This window comes from Bradyrhizobium sp. 190, assembly GCF_023073415.1.
In the GTDB taxonomy this organism is placed as follows: domain Bacteria; phylum Pseudomonadota; class Alphaproteobacteria; order Rhizobiales; family Xanthobacteraceae; genus Bradyrhizobium.
Genome location: NZ_JADPJL010000012.1, coordinates 40794 through 59983, shown reverse-complemented (window position 1 = coordinate 59983; position 19190 = coordinate 40794). Strand labels below are relative to the sequence as shown.

The 19190-nt window shown below is 59.6% G+C and carries 18 protein-coding genes and 3 pseudogenes; 17 read left to right on the top strand and 4 right to left on the bottom strand.

All coding sequences use genetic code 11. The features are described 5' to 3' along the window. Positions 1–35: 35 nt before the first annotated feature. From IVB22_RS09385 to IVB22_RS09365, 5 genes and pseudogenes are all read left to right on the top strand, one after another. Positions 36–356 (top strand): hypothetical protein, encoded by a 321-nt coding sequence (locus tag IVB22_RS09385; protein ID WP_247517048.1) that lies wholly within the window; start codon positions 36–38, stop codon positions 354–356. An 8-nt stretch (positions 357–364) separates the two neighbouring features. Next, positions 365–835 (top strand): isoprenylcysteine carboxylmethyltransferase family protein, encoded by a 471-nt coding sequence (locus tag IVB22_RS09380; RefSeq protein WP_247517047.1) that lies wholly within the window; start codon positions 365–367, stop codon positions 833–835. Between the two features lie 139 nt (positions 836–974). After that, entirely contained in the window at positions 975–1259 is a 285-nt protein-coding gene (locus tag IVB22_RS09375; protein WP_247517046.1) for a GYD domain-containing protein, read from the top strand. Positions 1260–1451: 192 nt separating this feature from the next. Continuing rightward, positions 1452–2624 carry an LLM class flavin-dependent oxidoreductase gene (locus tag IVB22_RS09370; protein ID WP_247517045.1) on the top strand — a complete coding sequence of 391 codons (1173 nt, stop codon included), beginning with the start codon at positions 1452–1454 and terminating at the stop codon, positions 2622–2624. Between the two features lie 59 nt (positions 2625–2683). Continuing rightward, positions 2684–2917 (top strand): annotated as a pseudogene (locus IVB22_RS09365) (AAA family ATPase); the annotation flags it as partial. A gap of 13 nt (positions 2918–2930) precedes the next feature. Here IVB22_RS09365 and IVB22_RS09360 read toward each other — a convergent pair. Then, positions 2931–3797 (bottom strand): hypothetical protein, encoded by an 867-nt coding sequence (locus IVB22_RS09360; RefSeq protein WP_247517044.1) that lies wholly within the window; start codon positions 3795–3797, stop codon positions 2931–2933. A gap of 624 nt (positions 3798–4421) precedes the next feature. Here IVB22_RS09360 and IVB22_RS09355 point away from each other — a divergent pair. Together IVB22_RS09355 and IVB22_RS09350 are read left to right on the top strand one after the other, a co-directional pair. Continuing rightward, a pseudogene (locus tag IVB22_RS09355) lies at positions 4422–4717 on the top strand (catalase-related domain-containing protein); the annotation flags it as partial. A gap of 835 nt (positions 4718–5552) precedes the next feature. Then, positions 5553–6038, top strand: coding sequence for a hypothetical protein (locus IVB22_RS09350; protein ID WP_247517043.1), 486 nt, complete (start codon positions 5553–5555; stop codon positions 6036–6038). Between the two features lie 252 nt (positions 6039–6290). Here the strand turns inward: IVB22_RS09350 and IVB22_RS09345 are convergent, their stop codons facing one another. Further along, positions 6291–8273 carry an autotransporter outer membrane beta-barrel domain-containing protein gene (locus IVB22_RS09345; protein ID WP_247517042.1) on the bottom strand — a complete coding sequence of 661 codons (1983 nt, stop codon included), beginning with the start codon at positions 8271–8273 and terminating at the stop codon, positions 6291–6293. A gap of 274 nt (positions 8274–8547) precedes the next feature. Further along, positions 8548–8727 (bottom strand): hypothetical protein, encoded by a 180-nt coding sequence (locus IVB22_RS09340; protein WP_247517041.1) that lies wholly within the window; start codon positions 8725–8727, stop codon positions 8548–8550. Positions 8728–9302: 575 nt separating this feature from the next. Here IVB22_RS09340 and IVB22_RS09335 point away from each other — a divergent pair. Further along, positions 9303–10664, top strand: coding sequence for an integrase family protein (locus tag IVB22_RS09335; protein WP_247517040.1), 1362 nt, complete (start codon positions 9303–9305; stop codon positions 10662–10664). 255 nt (positions 10665–10919) lie between these two features. Continuing rightward, positions 10920–11633: a hypothetical protein gene (locus IVB22_RS09330; RefSeq protein WP_247517039.1), complete on the top strand. Its 714-nt coding sequence runs from the start codon at positions 10920–10922 to the stop codon at positions 11631–11633. Positions 11634–11783: 150 nt separating this feature from the next. Here the strand turns inward: IVB22_RS09330 and IVB22_RS09325 are convergent, their stop codons facing one another. Further along, positions 11784–12173, bottom strand: a complete 390-nt coding sequence (locus tag IVB22_RS09325) for a recombinase family protein (RefSeq protein WP_247517038.1) — start codon at positions 12171–12173, stop codon at positions 11784–11786. A 1743-nt stretch (positions 12174–13916) separates the two neighbouring features. Here IVB22_RS09325 and dctP point away from each other — a divergent pair. From dctP to IVB22_RS09285, 8 genes and pseudogenes are all read left to right on the top strand, one after another. Next, positions 13917–14912, top strand: coding sequence for a TRAP transporter substrate-binding protein DctP (dctP, locus tag IVB22_RS09320; RefSeq protein ID WP_247517037.1), 996 nt, complete (start codon positions 13917–13919; stop codon positions 14910–14912). A 134-nt stretch (positions 14913–15046) separates the two neighbouring features. Further along, positions 15047–15559 (top strand): TRAP transporter small permease, encoded by a 513-nt coding sequence (locus tag IVB22_RS09315; RefSeq protein WP_247517036.1) that lies wholly within the window; start codon positions 15047–15049, stop codon positions 15557–15559. Beyond that, positions 15556–16881 (top strand): TRAP transporter large permease, encoded by a 1326-nt coding sequence (locus IVB22_RS09310; protein ID WP_247517035.1) that lies wholly within the window; start codon positions 15556–15558, stop codon positions 16879–16881. Before IVB22_RS09315 ends, IVB22_RS09310 begins: the two co-directional genes overlap by 4 nt. Next, a complete protein-coding gene (locus tag IVB22_RS09305; RefSeq protein WP_247517034.1) occupies positions 16878–17102 on the top strand; it encodes a hypothetical protein in 225 nt (74 codons plus the stop codon). The genes IVB22_RS09310 and IVB22_RS09305 overlap by 4 nt, the downstream gene beginning before the upstream one ends. 207 nt (positions 17103–17309) lie before the next feature. Then, the gene (locus IVB22_RS09300) at positions 17310–17630 is read left to right on the top strand and encodes a hypothetical protein (protein ID WP_247517033.1); all 321 of its coding nucleotides are present in this window, start codon (positions 17310–17312) and stop codon (positions 17628–17630) included. Between the two features lie 24 nt (positions 17631–17654). Then, entirely contained in the window at positions 17655–17945 is a 291-nt protein-coding gene (locus IVB22_RS09295) for a hypothetical protein (RefSeq protein WP_247517032.1), read from the top strand. Positions 17946–18347: 402 nt separating this feature from the next. Continuing rightward, positions 18348–18635, top strand: a complete 288-nt coding sequence (locus IVB22_RS09290; protein ID WP_247517031.1) for a hypothetical protein — start codon at positions 18348–18350, stop codon at positions 18633–18635. Positions 18636–18933: 298 nt separating this feature from the next. Next, positions 18934–19159, top strand: a pseudogene (locus tag IVB22_RS09285) (transposase); the annotation flags it as partial. Positions 19160–19190: the final 31 nt, after the last annotated feature.

Here is a 19190-nt window from a genome sequence, read left to right as displayed (position 1 = left end):
CAGCGATCTGAAACTCTGAAGTGCGGAGGAATCCAATGATCCACGCTACTTGTCATACCGCCGATAATGTCCGCTGCATCGAGTTCGATGCCACACCCTGGTTCAGCGAGGCTGACGCTCCGAGCATTCTCGATCTGGCCCGACGAGGATGGGCCAGTACAGCGATTGCAGATTCCCTCGAACGCCGCCGAGGATACGAGAGCTTGCATGACCTCGTTGAGTATGCGGCGAAGCGGCTGAAACCGGAATCCCTGGAGGACCCAACCTGGGAAACCTTCGAGTGCGTCGTCGACGGACCCGAGGCGGTGGCCTGGCTCGAGAAAAACCGGCCCGAAATTGTGGCAAGGATCCCGTAAGCCCCGCCATGGCTGACACGGCAGACACTGCGAATGTCATTATCCGGCCGCCGATCGCGTGGGCGCTCGCGGTGCTTGCCGGGCTCGTGCTCAACTGGCTCATGCCCTTGCCGTTCCTGCCGACCGTGGTTTCTGCAGGCTGGCTCGGCGCGATAGTGTTTGTCCTTGCGCTGGCGCTGGTCGCGTGGGCGATCACGACCATGACCCGGGCCGGCTCGAACGTGCCGACCAACCTGCCGTCCACGACCATCGTGGAGGTCGGCCCCTACCGCTTCACGCGCAATCCCATCTACCTCGGCATGATGCTGGGGCTTATCGGCCTGGCCATTGCCTTCAACAGTCTCTGGCTGCTGATGGCGCTGGTGCCCTTCGCGCTTGTCATCCGCTACGGTGTGATCACCCGCGAGGAAGCCTATCTCGAGCGCAAGTTCGGGGATGTCTATCGCCGGTACCGCGCGCGGGTACGGCGCTGGCTGTAGGGCTTGTCGGACAAAATGCGGGGCCGGGGAGCCGTATCTTGCGGTTCCGCTACGCAGAACGGCATGGGCACAGATCGCCGGAAGGCGTATAATCGTGTGGTCCTTCGCGCATCATGACCAACATCACGTGGAGGTAGCCATGAAATATGTGCTGCTTGGTAATCTGAGCCCGGAGTGGGCAAGCAAGCAATCGGAGCGGATCGGCAAGGCCAAGGCAAAACTCGACAAGCTGGGCATCAAGGTCGAGTCGATCCACTACACGCAGGGCTATTACGATTTCGTCGACATCGTCGATGCCCCGAATGAGGGAGCGATGCTCGCGTTCTCCGTCTGGTACGCGACCCAGGGTCTGGGGCGGGTCCAGAGTATGCCGGCCTTCGACGCAAAGACCTTCGAAACCGCGATCAAGGACGCGGCGAGCTAAGCGCCCGGGTGGTGGCTCACTGCATCCTGCCAACCACCCGTGCCGCTTCGGTGGCGCAGGCGCCCTCACCTGACTGATGTCTTTTCGAGGAATACGCGAAACGCCTGCGCGCAAACCCGCCTTGTTCCGGTCAAAGAAGCGGAGAACTATCCCAACGAGAAAGATCACATAACAAACCGCGGAGGATCGTCCATGAACCGCCTGCGCTTCGGTATCTTTCTTGCGCCCTTTCACAAACCCGGCATCAACCCGACGCTCGCGCTGCGAGGCGATCTCGAGCTTATCCAGTGGCTCGACCGATGCGGCTATGATGAGGCCTGGCTCGGCGAGCACCATTCGGCTGGAACCGAGCTGTCGGCCTCGCCCGAAATCATGATCGCCGCGGCCGCCGAGCGAACCCGTCACATCAAGCTCGGCACCGGCGTCATCAGCGTGTCCTATCACAATCCGCTGTGGGTGGCTGAACGCATCGTGCTGCTCGACCATCTGACTCAAGGGCGTGCCATGCTCGGTCTCGGTCCGGGCTCGCTGCCGACGGACGGCATCATGATCGGCTTGCAGCAGAGCCAGACCCGCGGGCTGCTGGAAGACGGGATGGGCATCGTCACGAAGCTTCTCACCAGCGACGAGCCGGTCACGTTCAAGAACGATCGCTGGGATTTGCGCGACGCGCGGCTGCATCTGCGCCCCTACTCCAATCCGCTGTTCGACGTGGCGGTCGCGGCGGTCGCCTCTCCGACCGGCGCGAAGCTCGCCGGCCGGCATGGTGCCGGCATGCTCTCGGTCGGGGCCACCACCGCCGCCGGCTTCGACGCGCTGGCGCTGCACTGGGACGTGCTGACGACAGAAGCGAAGGCGCACGGCAAGACCGCGGACCGCAGCAAGTGGCGGCTCGTCGGTTTGTGCCATATCGCAGAAACCAAGGAGCAGGCGTATCGCGACGTCGAGTACGGCATCGAGCACTGGTTCCGCTACTTCCAGCAGGTCGCAGCGTTTCCGCAAATGGCTGTGGTCGGCAACTCGGTCAGCGAGATGATCGAGTTCATCAACGGCTCCGGTCTCGGCGCCATCGGCACGGCGGACGCCTGCGCCGCGCAGATCGAGCGGCTGTGGCAGCAGTCGAACGGCGGGTTCGGCGCGTATCTCCTGCTCGCGCACAACTGGGCCAATCGGGCCGCGACGCAGCGCTCATACGAGCTGATCGCGCGCGAGGTGATGCCGCAATTCCAGGGCCACGCCCAAGCAACCCTCGATGCCGCGCGCCGTGCCAAGGATGTGCGTGAGAATCTTGCGGCGGCACAGGCCCAGGCCGTGGAGGACGCGAGAGCGCGGTACGGCGCGGAGGTCGCCAAGCGAGGCGGCTGAGGCTCGCGCATCTTCACGTCGACTGAAGAGCCAGCGCCGCCGCGGTCGCGCAGCACGAACTACACCGGCGGTTTGCCGCGACCGTCACCCATGCGAGCTATGAACTGGCCGATCTTGAAGGCGTGAGATTGATTCCAATGGCTGGACTGGATGCGACCCTGGCCAGTTCAGACAAAGGACAGTTGAACTGGACGCCGCAGTACTGGAAGCTGAAAACCGAAGTCGAAAGCTTTAAGCCTCGATTGGTTGTGATCGACCCGGCTGGCGACGTGCTTGGCGGCGACGAGCGGTGAGACCGGCGCGTAACTATTGCTTTGGAGACGCAAGCTTGTTGCTATCTTTGTTCGTGATGTTTTTAGGAACCCCTGCACGGTCGGCAACCTTTCTCCATTTTCGTCGGAACTCGGAAGTGGAGAATGGCAAGCCGCTGGTGTCGTTACAAATCATCGGCCCTGAAATAGGTAGGTCCAAACGAGTCAATTTGGAGATTGGCGTTTGGGAATAGAGCGCTAATTCTTCCATGATCATGCGCTTGGTTCTTAGATCGAACTCTATTTGCTGCCGTCTCCTGCCGAACGTGGGACGCAAAATGAAGTTCTCATCGAGGTCAGACCAGCGGAGACCGGACACCCACTTCTCCTCTCTTCGATCCGTTGTCCGTTTTACGTCGGATTGCGAAGAATGCTCACTGATGGGCACCCATTCCCCGATTACTGCCCTTTGACTCAATCCGAGTTCAAACTGCAATGCCTGCACTAAAGCAATCGAGTACCAACCGAACCAAGTGTGCGCCTTCACGCGGATTGCTTTCGCTTGCTCAGACGACATTTGCTGATTGCGAAGTGAAGGCTTTTCAAAGCGTACTTCACCGAGTGCGTTGACAAGCCACCTGCACTCTTGATCTTCTAAAATGGCCGCACCAAAGCGAAACACCACGCGGAGGCGAGTGATCAGTGCATGTGCTGTCGCGATCTTGCCATTTCCCAGCCACGCTTCGTGCCAAACAATCAAATCACGGACGCGTAGTTTTTGAAGCGAGACCTGACCACGTTCCCGGACTATGCGTGCCAGCAAACGTTCGTGCTTAATTCGGACTGCATAGCTGATCTTTGAGAACGACGAGTGCGGATCGCTGCGATACTGATTAATGAGTTCGCCTACAGTGTCGGCCATTGAAATGCTTCAACTTTGCAAATAGGCCGCCAAGATAGCACTGATAACTACAATCGCGCCCAGAATACCGAGAATGCCTTCGGCCCAGATTTGGGTGCCAAGGAATCTTATGTGGAGCCGTTGGGGATGGCGCATAGCTAAACCTTTCAATCTGGCGCTGCCGATTCTTCGAGCGGTAGGTTTGATTGACCGCATTCTTGACGTTGCCGACAATGGGGCAGCGCGGAAAAAGAAAATAATCAGATTCTGCAGGCACATAGCCAAACGATGCCGACATGCACGCTGTTGGCGAAAGAGCGCTGAACCCCTTGGAGCAAGTTCGCTATGCGACTAAGTATCGCGAAAAACTACGGAATCGTTGCGCGCTACAGAACCGAAGTCAGGCATTGGGACAATGTGGACGACGCCGCAAGGAAATTGATCAGGTTTATCAATAGTGCGCGCTCTCCGGGATAGAGCGCTGAACCCCCTATCTTTGATCTCTATCGGCAGCCTCGCACCCGGCTTCGTACCGCTTCGCAACCTATGTGCTTCGCACACCCCCTTATACCCCCCGGGCCGGTGCGAAGCCCGGCCCCGGTGCGAAGGCGCCGGGTCGGGTTCGACCGGCCAGGTCCGAGAATTGCGGACCACTACAGCAAGGCCCGACAATTTTTCATCAGTCAGACCATGGGAGAGCAGGCGCATATCGCCGCCGCGCTAACGTTCGAACTCAGCAAGGTCACAACACCCGCGATCCGGGAGCGCATGGTCTCCCATCTCTTGAATTCGACGAGATGCTGGCCAACAAAGTCACCGTCAAACTGGGCCTGCAAAACATGCCCAAACCGGCGGACGCCGCGGTGCCAACTCGTCAGGATCTCAATGCCGCTCTGGCCCTGAGCATCGTTGAGAATGGACCGCAGCACTTCGAAGGTCGTACGACAAATCCGCCGTGCCGCTGTTCGAAGCGGCAAGACCGACGCTTCCGAAATAGATTTATGTTTGCAAGCAGCGTGAAATCGCCTCGGAAACTTCGCCGGCACCGCCACAGGATAGATTGGAATAAGCGAACGAGCATCGTCCAGGCCAATTTCCAGGGAGTGCCCTTGTTGATCTTTGTGTAGACTAGTGCACTTACACTTGAGGTAGGATCGCTTACTCTTTTTTATCACGCGCGGTCCGCGGCTTTCTAATGTTCGTGAAGTTCACGCCAGCGGCGCTTGAGCTATTAGACTGGGCGAACTTAGAAGAATGAGTTCAGCCGCGAAACTCGAGCAGCTTATCTCTCGTATTTGATTGGGGCGGAGTCGGACTATCAGCATGGAGTAGTGTGTCATGCCGAAACAACTGATGTTGCTGACCTGCATCCTGTTCATTAGCTCAATTGGAGCCTCCCAGGCTGCGCCGCTTGATTCACCCGGTACCGTGTATATTGACGGGCTACCATGCAACAGTGCTTGCCAGTCATACATGGCCTGGTCCCGACAGGTGTCTATGTCCAGGCAAGTACGTCCCGCTTCTGCGCAGCCGTTACCCTCGCGGTCTGATAAACAATCGTTGAAGGGCAAATCTCAACACACAGGGATACGAGGGAGCGCCCCGAAAGCGCCGGCTCGTGTGGCGAAGAAAACAGCGCCAACCCGCATTGAGGCACCGCCGGCCAGACAGGCCGATCTGCAGTCCGGAGAGCGTGCAGAACAGAAGCCCACCTCCTCTGAAAGAATAACTGTTCCGTTGCCGGCACCAAATCCGACCTCTCAGTCTGAAGCTGGAATGACACCGAAGCAGGCTGCGACCGCCGCGGCCGTTGAGGACCTGACCACCGCGACCGCCACTCCGGCACCGGAGAAGGCGGACAGCATTACTAATCCCTCTGATTCCGCGCCAGCCATTCCCCCTTCTGATGAAACGATCGCGGCTGCGCCGCCAACCAACGCCGACCAACGGGTTGCCGTTCTAGTCGTTCGCCCTGAAATCATGTCGGCATCCGACCTAACCAATAAAATCGTTGCGATCGATGTCTCGCCATCTGATTCTATCGTTGGTGTAAGGACTGCGATCGTGGCAGCGGGCGCAGCTGATGTTCAAATGAGCGAGGGCACAACCCTGGCTATCTTGCGGGTGATCGATGGAGAGGTGCCGGCTGCAGTCGTGACTGTTGGGCCTCCGGAAGCGGCGGAGGTATGGAGTTCTGAGATTCCAGGCTTCAAGATACTTCGTATCCCGCTCTTGCCTTCGTCAGGGGCGGGACGCGGGTAGTCGGGCGCCCCCTGTCTCACCTCGCACAAGCAGGCAGGAAATCAGACGAAAATGCTTCCCGGCCCGGGATGCCTTCGTCATGCGCCCAGGCAGCGCGGCGTTCAATGCGAATGAACGCTCGATGTGCGCGCCAAGCTCGGTGCGGGTGACGGTGGTGCCGTTGCTGCCATATGTCAGTGCGAATGCGCTGCTTCCCGTGTCTCCCTCCGCGTCATCGTGTCCCCTGTTGTTTGCTTTCCCGCTGGTGCTCTCTCAGAATCGCAGCTTCAATCCGCCGGCGGCAAGAATGCGCGATGAGCCGGTGTTCTCGAACAGCGCCTCGGCCTCGGCGAACAGAGCGAGGCGCGCACTCATGTCGTGCTCGATGCGCAGCGATCCGAAGCCGCTGAGGATGTCGTTAGCGCCGGCATCGAACACGATGCCGGTTCCGATCAGCGTACCGTTCACCAGCGTGTCGCCTGTCTGCACGCGTCCTTCGATGCCGATGGTGGGGATGACGCGCGTCAGCCCATAACTCCAGCCCTGCTCCAGCGGCATCGACAATCCGGCGCGGCCGATGAACAGATGCAGGTCGCGCTTGTTCACCGACAATGCGCCGATCGAGCCGGTCTCGGTGAAGCCGTCGAGGAACAGCCCGGCATAATGTCCCGACAGCTTCGCCTCGAAGACCTGCGCTCCGATCAGGAAGGGCTGGGTGAGGGCGATGCGCGGAGCGATGAAGACGCCGTCATAGTCGGCGGTGGCGTTGGCGATGCCGCCGGCGACGGCGTTGTCGGCGACGCGGCGCGAACTGTCATAACGCGTCCAGCCGAAGGCAAGCGCGAGATCGAGCGTCGCGCTGCCGAACCAGGCGGTGGCATAGGCGCCGCCGATGGCGCTGGTTGCGGTGATCTCCTGACTCTGCGGCACGTCGGTGCGGCCGAAGGCGCCGCCGAAGAACAGGCCGGCCTTGCCGCTGGCGGAGGCGAGGAGATCGACACCGGACACGGCGCCGGCGAGTCTCTGGTCCTGATCGACCGAGGAGCCTGAACCGTTCTCGCTGCGGGTGGCGCCGAATCCCTTCAGCCAGATGGTGCGCTCGTAGCGTGCTTCGTCCTTGCGGAAGTCCGCGGCGAAGGCGGTACGTGCGGCCGCGTCTGTGCCGGTCTCGGCCGCATAGGCGACCGGCACCGCCGCCGCGCCCGGGCCGCGACGTCCGTCCACCGCTGCGAAGATGCCGCCGGTGAGATCGCCCAGCATCTGGCTTTGGCCGCGCAGGGCCGAGACATCGGCGGTGGCGAGAAGTCCGCTCGCCGCATTGACCGCGAGCGGCATGCCGCCGGCATCGATAGAGGTGGGCATGACGCCGGGCACTCCGGCCAGGTCGGTGAGATCGAAGCGCAGTGCGGCGCTCAATCCGGGCGCGATGGAGAGGCGAATGTTGGCGGCGGGCAACAACACCCACAGGTCACCCTGCAACACCGAACCGCGCAGCAAGGTCAGCGAGGAGTTCGCGCCGCGGACGATGATGGAATGACCGTCATCCCCGGTCGCAAGCACTGCGCCGCCATTGACGATCGTGGCATTGGCGCCGCTGGACCAGATGCCGTCGGCCTCGGCCCCGGAGGTCCTGATCGTCCCGTTGTTGCGGATCGTGGCACCGGCGCCAACGGACACGATGGCGTCGGCATCAAGCCCCGCGGTCGAGATCGTCCCGCTGTTGGTGATCGTGGCAAAGTCGCCCTGGGACTCGATGGCAAAGGCAGAGGCCGCGACAGTCGAGATCGTCCCACTATTGATGATCGTTATATTGGTGCCGTTGGACGCGATGCCATAGGAAATGGGCCCCGCAGTCGCGATCGACCCGCTGTTGGCGATCGTCGTATTGGCGCCGGTGGACCGGATGCCATACGCTTGGAACCCGGCGGTCGAGATCGTCCCGCTGTTGCGGATCGTGGCGAAGGCGCCTTGCGAGTCGATGCCAAAGGCACCGCCGCGGATGGTCGAGATTGTCCCGCCGTTGACGATTGTAGCAAAGGCGCCGGTAGCGGCGATGCCATGTTCGTTGTTCGAGAAGGTCAAGATCGTCCCGCCCGGTGCCACAATGCCGATGGCGCCGTTGCCGCCCAGGACCTGGCCGACTGTCTCCGTGGTGCCGGCTGGAATTGTGAAACTCTGCGCGCGTGCGTGTTGCGCCGATGTGAGGACGGCCGCTGTGGCGACCGAAGCCCGGGCCAGATCACGAATGCGCGTCATGTTTCCCCATCCGCGTTGCTTGCCCTTCCCGTCGGCATTTCTGGGGGAGGATTCTCCTGAAACTATTAGGCAAGGCTGGTGATTCCAGGCAATCACAATCAACAAGACCTGGGGACAAAGGAAGTGGTCCGGCAATTCGGCGATTCAACACATAAACGCCGTGTGACTCCTGCTGCGCGCAGGCCGGTCCGCACGCAGTGCCGGCCGAATTCGCGGCGATGCTGTGAACGCCGGTTTCAGCGCGAAGGGCAGGCCGCATGGTGCGGCGCGGCCCTCAGAACCGCAGCTTCAATCCGCCTGAGGCGAGGAGGCGGCTTGAGCCGGTGTCCTCGAACAGGGCCTCGGCGAACAGAGCGAGGCGCGCACTCATGTCGTGCTCGATCCGCAGCGATCCGAAGCCGCCGAGGATGTCGTTAGCGCCGGCGTAGAAGACGATGCTGGTGCCGACCAGCATGCCGTTCACCAGAAAACGAAGGAATCGCAAAGGTTCAAGAAGCAGACCTCTAATCACTAAGCGCGAACCGAAGACCGAAAGTAGAGTAGAGTCCGAATAGGCAGAGGATCACCTGCCGGAACGCCCTGCTCCAAATGCAGAAGTGTCTGAAATTGCTGGCGGGGGTGGGAGAATTCGAACCGCCGCACGGGGAATCAAGGTCCAAAGCAATCGGCGAAGTTTCACGATTTGCTCAATGCGCACTCGGCTCAACCGCCGATCTACCGCACCCCAGCCCATACCCCACACGCGGAAAATCGCCCAAACGAATGTCGGCGCTTTTCCCAGTCATATCTCTTTGATTTATTGAAAAATGGCGCGCCCGAAGAGATTCGAACTCCTGACCCCCAGATTCGTAGTTCAAAAATATCCCTTCGCTGCACTTTTCAAGTGTACGCCGCAGCGCGACGAGAGAGCAAGTAGCCCTTTATTTTAGGGCCTTTCTCGCATATCTTCGCACTCCGTCGCGCCCAAACCTCCGAACTCCCCACCTCGCCAAAACCGTTTGAAAACCGTTTTAGTCCCTGGATTACCCCATGGCTGATGTCCGGATTCTGCTGACCGACAAGGCAATCGCTCGACTGCCCGCTCCGAAAGAAGGCTGGTATCTGGCCAGAGATACCGAGCTGAAGGGCTTCTTCGTCGTCGTTGGAAAGCGGAAAAGGACGTTTACGGTCCAAGGCGACCTGCGACAGGGAGGCAAGCGCGCCTCGTCGATCCGGGTAGCGATAGGCGACACTAGCGAAATATCGACGCGCTCGGCACGCGCTACCGCCAAGGACTATTTGGCACAAATCAGCCGAGGACAGCATCCGAAAGCCAACAAGCTCGGCTCGGCAACGGGTGAGCCAGCAACCGCCGAGGGGGGTGCTACCGCTTCTTCGGGAGGGATCACCCTCCGGCAAGCCTGGGAGCGATACCGGGACGCCCACATGATCCGGAAGGGCCGAAGCGAACGCACCATCGAAAGCTATAGGGATCACGTTGAACGCGTATTCGTGGAATGGCTCGATTCGCCGCTGCTGGAACTTAGTTTAGATCCAGTCAAAGTGGTTACGAAGCACGACGACATTACGAAGGAAAGCGGCCCCTATATCGCTAACGGCAGCATGCGAACATTGCGCGCCATCTACAATCACGCTCGCAAATCCAACAAATCATTGCCCGCCGACAATCCCGTCAATGCGATTGATTGGAACGGAGAGAACCGTCGCGACACGGGGATGGGGACCAGTGACCTGAAAGGATGGTTTGCCGAATTGGCGGCTCTCGACAATCCGATCCGCCGCGAGTTCCATCTGTTCACGTTGCTCTCCGGGTGTCGGCCTACCGCGCTGCAGGAGATCCAACCCAACCACGTCAATTTTGGACGGCGCATGGTGCATATCCCCAAGCCCAAAGGCGGCGCCAAGCGGGCTTTCGATATCCCGCTCTCACGCGAAATGGTCCTGTGCCTGGTTCGGGCCATGCGTTGCGGGCGGCAGATGTATCCGTCGCAGGCTGCAGAATGGATATTCCCCGCCGACAGCGCATCAGGGCACCTCGTCGAGCAAAAGGAGGATCGAGGCACGCTGTCGAAGTGGGGCAACGATCTTCGCCAGAGCTTCCGAACTATTGCGACCGCGGCCGGCGTGTCGGAGTTCGATGCAAAGCTGCTGATGAACCATGCCATTCCCGGCGTGAATGCCGGCTACATCACCCGGCACAAACTCCTCGAAGATCATCTGCGCAGCCAACAGCAAGCAATCAGTGGGGCTGTATTTGCGGCTCTGGGGGAAACGCTTGTCCGAAAGACCACAGTTCGCAATTGGCTTGGTCGCAGAGCCTCACGCCGAACTCTTCAGATCGAACCCAACGGCGCCCTGGCTGATGGGGCATTCGGGCGCGAGGCCGCCTGAAGCTAGCGGTCGGAGTGAACTCCAGGCAAGGCAATCGGAAATAGGTTCAAATCGAGGACTCGCACCCACCGATACCGACATTCGCTGATGGTGCCGGTTTGAAGTATTACCCAAAGCTCGGCGACTTACATACTGCGGAATCAAAATCCGCTTAATTCACAAGTACCTCTCTTAGGCGCTCTGCCATAGAGCTTGTCGCTTAGGCGTTGACGCACCCGTACGCGAGAATATGTTGATCTCGCAAAGGGATGATCAATGAACCGCGAGCCCGCGTCAGGAAAAACCTGTCGGATGCGCAATATGCAAACACACCAGTTGTGCTTGTTCAGGCGCTCTTACCGAGTCGCTAGTTGGCATTCGCGCATAAGCCGATGGTCTTTGTGGGCCATTTTGTTCATTTTGGTGTTCCCCGCCTACTGCCTAGCCGGTGAAGGGGAACCCATCAGCATCACCGTGGCGGCCGACCACACGAAGGCCAACGGAGAGCCCTGGGACGGCATTCCAGGCCTTGGCGGGGGGCGCGGTCCGACGGCCATTCCCATCCCCAACAAAAATGCTCCGCCGGATCTGGCGGTCTGCGTCGTTCGTTTGGAAACGCCTCCGGAATGCAGCATGCGGTATGTGAACTTGAAGCAATATTCGCTTTGCCAGAACAGCTATGATTGCATTTTCAAGCGGGTGAGCATCCCCGATGGTCCTTTCGGGCTCATCATTCTGGATTTGGACTTACAGCGGCATGACCTAGTCGGTTTCCTTTTAATGACTGCTGGGAAGGCTCTTACTCTTGACCAGCGAGCCGCTTTGGAAAGTGAGATTCGGAGAAGAGCCGATCAGTTAGCGCCCCCTTTTTCCCAAGGAGAGAAGCAACGCCGGTTGAGGGAGATGCTTGTTGTTCCGATGGACCGCTGCGCCGAAGCTAAGGGATGCAGGCTCGTCCAATCCGAAATCCGCGTGAACTCGGCCGAGTGATCCTTGCCGGGGCAGCTCCGTCCCGTCGCCACATCAAAGGTGATACGAGCGGCAAGCCGCCCTTGACGTGCCATCTGTGACGGCGCAATGGGCCGGGCATCGCCAATGCCCAGGTCTGGGCATTGGCCGTGGCTTGACCCGGAAACCACGCTAGGAGGCGTTTCTAGACGCTTTCGGCTTGAGCCTGGCTATCATCGTCGAGCTGACCTTGAAACAGGCCGCTATTGACTTCAGGCGCTCTCCGGATTGGCGTCGGCGAAGCGCCTGACTTTGTTGCTCCGGCAGAGCTTGGGCTGCGCCAAACTTCACACCGCGCAGCCGGGCTCGCTCGCGACCGGCGGCGGTCCGCCCAAGAATGTCCTCTCGTGTCTTTCGAGCGATGTACCCGACCAGTGCGGCTAGCACTTCGCCCAATTCGTGCGTGGTGTCCGCCCACGGCTCCGCCAGAAATTTATAAGCCGCACCACGCGATGTGATCTCGGCGAGGACGCTCAGCATCTTGAAGGGGCCGCCCCGCGTGAGACGATCGAGAGCCGACACAATCACGATATCGCCTGGCCGCAGTGAGAAGTTGGTGTGAGAACGCGGCGATTATCCTTAGTGCCGCTTTCCTTTTCACAAAAGAAGCGCTTGCACCGAGCCGCGACCAGACGCGACCAAGGCTGTCGCACAAGGGGCTAAACGACGAACCATGGCCGCTCCGGCCGGAGGAGAGGAATTGATCCTCCAAGCTTCTTCACGGCGGGGCGGAGCCTTTAGCAGCATACTTCACTTGCCGGTATCGCAAGCCTTCCTTGGCGATTTCGTCTGAACTCAACTCCCGCTCTGCTTTCACCCGCCGAAGATCGATTTGCGAACTCAGACTGCGGCGCACTGCGTCCACTGCCGATTGCCTGGTCGGATGCCCCACGTAGAAAAAGCAGTACTCAAAGAATACACCACCTCTTTGGCGCCGGCCGATGCTTACGACCCACGCCTTTCTCGCGCATTCTTCCATTCGATCGCCCTGTCCCGAAATCCCACCAATCGAATCGTTCCGTGTTGTACCCGACCTTGGCCTCCGCTTGCGTCAGGATATCCCCGACAAACAAGGGTGTGCGCTCCTGTAAGGCTTCCAGCGGTGTTGATGCGTGACGGCCGTCACCGTCCCCACCGATCGTGGAATATTTTTCGTCGACCAAACAATTCACCCGCAGTTCCTCGACTACCGGCACCGTCTTCCACTCTGGCGTCTGACGAGGCAATCGCTCGACTACCCGCTCCGAAGGACGGCTGGTATCTGGCCAGAGATACCGAGCTCAAGGGCTTCTTTGTTGTAGTCGGAAAGCGGAAAAGGACGTTTACGGTCCAAGGCGATCTGCGGCAGGGAGGCAAGCGCACTTCGTCGATCCGGGTAGCAATAGGCGACTTGGCGAAATGTCGACGCGCACTGCACGCGCTACCGCCAAGGTTTGCCCACAGCAACCGGCGGTGTGCTGGCCTTTTGAAACAATACGAGGCGTCGTGAACGTGCTTGTCTAAATCGATGTTATCCCTCATCAGAACCTGAGCGCGGCGAAAGTTCGCGGATTTCGATGACTTGGGGTCGGCCGCCGCCGCTTGCTCCAATGCTACTACGGGGGCACAATGTTTACAGGCTCTGTCGTGGAGGATCTCATGATCCAATGGTTCGACGACCTCACGGTCGGCATGCGGTACAAGGGCGGGCGCCCCCGCAGAAGGAGGGCCTAGAGATCAACGAGGCGGTGCTTGAGGTCATGGCCCCGACCCGTGGTGAAGAATGGGCTAGTCGAGTGCTGGTCGAAGCCTTCAAAAGCGCCGCGACAGAGGTTACCAGCGACAATCTAAATCGCTTACCTGGCGCGTGCGGGCTTCGGCTGCTGTTCGGCGTGTGGTCCCGACGCCGATCTGCATGATAAGTCTTTGATCCACATGACATTGGAGGGGTCATGTTTCGGCGGATGTCGCTGGATATAGCCGACTGATGGGTGCCGACGAGGAAGGCGCGCTTGTTGATCTCCAGACCTTTAGAAAAACGCTCGTTGACCTCAAAATCGTTGAGCATCGCAGACTCAGCGTCATAAGATCATCGGTCGGCGCTGGCCATAGCCGGAATAGTGTATTGGTTGCATGGGTTATAGGAGCGCGGGCCCTATGGCGCCGTGCCGCACCGGTGGCCCAATGTGAAATTGGGCGCGACGGGCAAATTTGGTTATTGTTCGATCGACCAAACGCAGCGGTACGCTCACTGCCAATAAAGCCTCCATGGAGAAGGAACACAACATGAGGAACGTCACGACAATATTTTTCGCCGCGGCAGTCGCCATCCTGATGTCGGTACCGGTTCAAGCGCAAGTGACGCTGAAAGCCTCTCACCAATTTCCGGGCGGCAAGGGCGATCCGCGTGACGAGATGGTGCAAATCATCGCCAAGGAAGCCAAGGCCGCCAATGTCGGCCTCGATATCCAGGTCTATCCGGGCGCCTCGTTATTCAAGCCGAACGACCAGTGGAACGCCATGGTCAACGGCCAACTCGACATCTCGTCATTCCCGCTCGATTACGCCAGCGGCAAGGTGCGTGACTTCGGTGCTACTCTGATGCCGGGCCTCGTCCGCAGCCATGACCGCGCCGCGCGAATGGCGAACTCGCCGTTCATGAAGGACATCAAGGCCAAGATCGAGAAGGCCGGCGTCATCGTGCTCGCCGATGCCTGGCTCGCCGGCGCTGTGGCCTCCAAGAAAGGCTGCATCCGCAAGCCGGAAGACATCAAGGGCGTGAAGATCCGCTCCGCCGGCCCAACCTTCGCGGCCATGTGGCAGGCCGCAGGCGCTTCGATCGTCTCGATCCCGTCGAACGAAGTCTATAACGCGCTGCAGACGGGCGTCGCGGAGGCCACCGACACCTCGACCGGCAGTTTCGTCTCGTTCCGCATCTACGAACAGGTCAAGTGCATCACCGCTCCGGGCGAAAATGCGCTGTGGTTCATGTACGAGCCGGTGTTGATGTCGAAGAAGGCATTCGGCAAGCTCAACAAGCAGCAACAGGACGTGCTGCTCAAGGCCGGCAAGAAGTCGGAAGAATATTTCGCGAAGGAGAGCAAGGGTCTCGACGAAAAGATGGTCAAGACCTTCCAGGACAACAAGATCGAAGTCATTACCCTGTCGGCGGCTGAGTACCAGGCTTGGCTCGACGTGGCACAAAAAAGCTCTTACGCCGAGTTCGCCAAGGAAGTGCCCGACGGCAAGAAGCTGATCGACGAGGCGTTGGCAGTCAAGTAACGCTCCTTCGATAAGGATCGGCCGGCCGTTCGCCGGTCAATCTCTTTGCGCTCACAGGAGCGGGGGGACGGATGAACATTCTCAATCGACTTGTAACGCTGATATCGCAAGCCTGCGGAATTTTCGCGGCAGCATTGACGGCGGTCGCCGTGATCATTGTCTGTCAGATGGTGTTCATCCGCTATGTGCTCGGCGCGAACACGATCTGGCAGACCGATTTCGTCACCTACAGCCTGATTGCGGCCACCTTCATCGGCGCGCCGTACGTGCTGCTGACCAAGGGCCACGTGAACGTGGATGTGTTGCCGATCTATGTCGGCGAACGCGCGCGATACTGGCTCGCCATTTGCGCGATCACGGTCTCGCTGGGCTTTTGTCTGTTAATGACCGTGCTCACCTTTCAATTCTGGTATGAGGCCTACGAGGGCCGGTGGGTGTCCGATACCATGTGGCGAGCGCGGCTGTGGATTCCCTACGGTGCCATGCCGGTGGGCTTGGGGATTCTCACGCTGCAGTATGTCGCCGATCTGCTCAATCTGCTCACCGGCCGCGAGCCGCCATTTGGCATCGAGGTTAATGAGCGCTCCGTCGACGCAAGCCTGCCTGAGAGCGGGACCGATGTGAACATTCCGGGAGTCGGCATATGAGCCCGGCTGCTCAAGGCGTCCTCGTGCTCGTCACCACGGTGCTGGTACTACTGACCGGCGCGCCGGTCGCCTTTGCGCTCGGCGCCGTTGGCGTTGCGTTTCTGGTGCTGTTCCAAGGCACCGATTCGCTGCGGGTTGCGGCAGAGACGCTCTATTCGGGCTTGAATGATTTCACGCTCGTTTCCATTCCGATGTTCATCATGATGGGGGCGGCGATCGGCTCGTCGCCGGCCGGCAAGGATCTCTATATCGCGCTCGATCGCTGGCTTTACCGGGTGCCTGGCGGGCTGGTGATTTCCAATATCGGCGCTTGCGCGCTGTTCGCGGCGCTGACCGGCTCCTCGCCGGCAACCTGCGCCGCCATTGGCAAGATGGGCATACCGGAGATGCGCGCCCGTGGTTATCCGGACGAAGTGGCAACCGGGTCGATCTGCGCCGGCGGCACGCTCGGCATTCTGATCCCGCCGTCGATCACCTTCATCCTCTACGGCATCGCGACCGAAACCTCTATCGGCCGTCTGTTCCTGGCCGGGGTGCTGCCGGGCTTGTTGCTGACTGGCCTCTTCATGCTGTGGACGCTGGCCTACATTTGGTACAAAGGCTTCCGTGCATACGAGGCAGGATTCCGGTTCACCTGGCGCGAGAAGCTTGAATCGATTCCGAAAGTTGCGCCCTTCCTGGTGATCGTGATCGGGGTGATGTACGTGCTGTATGGCGGCATCGCGACGCCGTCGGAAGCGGCAGGCGTCGGCGCCGCACTGTGCGTCCTTCTGGCCGTAGTAATCTACCGGATGTGGAGCCCGACGGCCTGGTGGCAGATACTGCGCTCGACGACGCGCGAGTCGGTGATGATTCTGATGATCATCGCGACCGCCGTGCTGTTCGGCTACATGCTGACCTCGCTCTACATCACCCAGACGCTGGCGCAGTCCATTGCCGACGCTCAGCTCAATCGCTGGGTGCTGATGGGACTCATCAACGTCTTCCTGCTGGTATGCGGCTGCTTCATTCCGCCCGCCGGCATCATCCTGATGACCGCACCGATCCTGCTGCCGATAATTACGGCCGCCGGTTTCGACCCGGTCTGGTTCGGCGTCATAGTGACCATCAATATGGAAATCGGGCTTATAACCCCGCCGGTCGGGCTGAACCTGTTCGTGGTCAACGCCATAGCGCCGGACGTGCCCACCAAGACGGTGCTGTGGGGGTCCGTGCCCTATGTCATGATGATGATAGTCGGTATTATCATTATGTCTATCTTCCCAAGTATCGCCACATGGTTGCCTGATCACCTGATGGGTGTTGCTATAGGGCCTAAATGAACACTTTGTTCTTCGGCGAGCTGCTGCAGACCATCGCCGAGCGCGGTCGCGCACTGCTCGACCGCGGCCGCGATCGGCGCGAAATGTGCGGAGTTATTGGTGCCGAAGAGCAATGCCGGGTTAGCCTTTCCCATAACCGCCCACTTGCTAAGCGCGAGAGTGTAGACATCGAGTTCAATCATTCGCCTCCGGCCGGTTCGCCGATCTCGTTCGCTTGTTGAGCGGTTTTGGCACGTTTGTGCGTGTAAGAAATTGCGACTTCCTATGGGCGCAGAGAAGCAATGGCACCATCATCGCTGCAGCCAACCGATGGAGCAGTCCATGCCACAGCGAAACGACTTTAGCAGATCAGTCGGTACTCTCGAACAAGACGCCACATTGATTGCGGCGATCGAGATGGGCCAGTCGAGCTGGCTGGTCGCCGGATCGTGCCGGGAATCGAACGCCAGTCTCTAAAAAAGCTCACGGCCGACCAGGATGGACTGTTGCAGCTTCTCCATCGTTGGACGAAGGAAGCCGCTCAGGCTGGACACACGATCAAGCGGATCGCCGTCGCCTATGAGGTCGGCCGCGATGGCTTCCGGCTGGTGCGCTGGCTACGCGATCGCGAGATTGAAGCGTACGTGATTCACCCGTCGAGTGTCCCGGTACTCCAAAGGGCGGGTATCCGTACAGCGTCAGCCGAAGCGCAGCTCGAAAGGAAGCTGGCCAAGATCGACGACCTTTACGGAAATCAGCGTGGATTGTGAGGCCTGTCACGGACAAGGCTCCCGATGGGAGCAAAAGAGCTGATCGTCTTTGGCAAGGAGCAGGATGTGAGCAAGGGCCTGCTGGTGCGTTTCGACGCACGTCGCGACGTCGCCTGGCCGATCGACCCGCAGACCGGGACGGCGCGACGTTCGCGCGCGCTGGCTATCCTTCGCAAGGAAATCCTGACCTACGGCTTGTGCCACGCGCGCCGCGCTAGCTTCCACGAGGATTGGCTGCCCGGTCAGTGGCTGTTGGCGAAGCGTTCGCGCGCACCACCAATCATGCTGACGGCCAGATGTGGAAGACCCCTATGACTACACACCATTCAGGCAGAGCAGGATGTTTGCCGCGGGCGTCACCTCCAGCGATTGCCACGAACCGCACAGATCGAAACTCCGGCTTTTAGGCGACGGTGTCTGCCTGCAATGCAATGGATCCGGCAAATCCTAGGTGAAACGGCCGTGCTTGTAGTTGCCGTTTCTCGGACCGCTCGGGGCACCACCGCCGTCGACACACCGTTGCATTCGACACCTCCGCCCCCCGATAATCGGCGCGCGGACTTGCATGGCGCCTCCGATCGGGTCTTGGCTCCGCAACGGGGTCCTGTGCCACGTGTCCCGTCTCATCGGCAGTCCGGAGCAGTCTAGGGCGCGCCAATATAGAGTGCCGTCCAGCGTTTTCATGTATCGTCCGACTTAACCGGCGGAGATAAGAACATGCGATATGCTTTGGTCATCGCGATGTTGCTTGGGTCGACGCTTCTTGCTCAAGCGGAGCCTATCGATCGTGACAAGTGGATCGCGCAGACTGGAAGAGCGAGCAAATCCTGCCTCGCTAAATTTCGGCAGAAATTCGGGGAAGACAAGGGTCACAATTACTCAGGCTGCGTGACAGATCAAACCAACAAAGCGATCGATGACTGCGTTGGCGGTAGTGAGTTTTCCAACTGTGTTTTAGAAAAATCATTGAGGGTATTGGAAGTCTGCGACCTATCGAGATGCTGAGCGCTCGTTCTGAGACTCTGCTGCCTCTATTCCGGCTATTCCAATTGCTATGAGGAAGTTTACAAAACAGGCAAGAGCCAGAGCCTCTCAACCCTGGTCAGTATGGAATCCCAGAATCCACCCTGGATAAGGGCGCTCGCGGAGGTTCGGCGCTTAGCTTCGCAAGAGGGCTGGTGCTACTGCGCGTCCAGGCAATCATCGTCGCTATTGATCAGTACGTGGAGGGCAGCTCTCGGCGACCTGAGCCCAGAATTTCCTCCAAAAATGGGTAGAGTCCATCACCTCGGAGGGAATTGACATGAAGCCGAGCCGGTTCACGGAAGAACAGATCATCGCGATCTTGCGGGAGCAGGAAGCCGGGGGCGAAGGCGGCCGACATGTGCAGCAAGCACGGAATCAGCAGCGCGACCTTCCACAAATGGAAGGCCAAGTTCGGCGGGCTGGAAGTGTCCGATACCAAGCGACTGAAGGCACTGGAGGACGAGAACGCCAAGCTGAAGCAGCTCCTGGCCGAAGCGACGCTCGTTGCCAAGCACGCCAGAGAGATCGATCCGG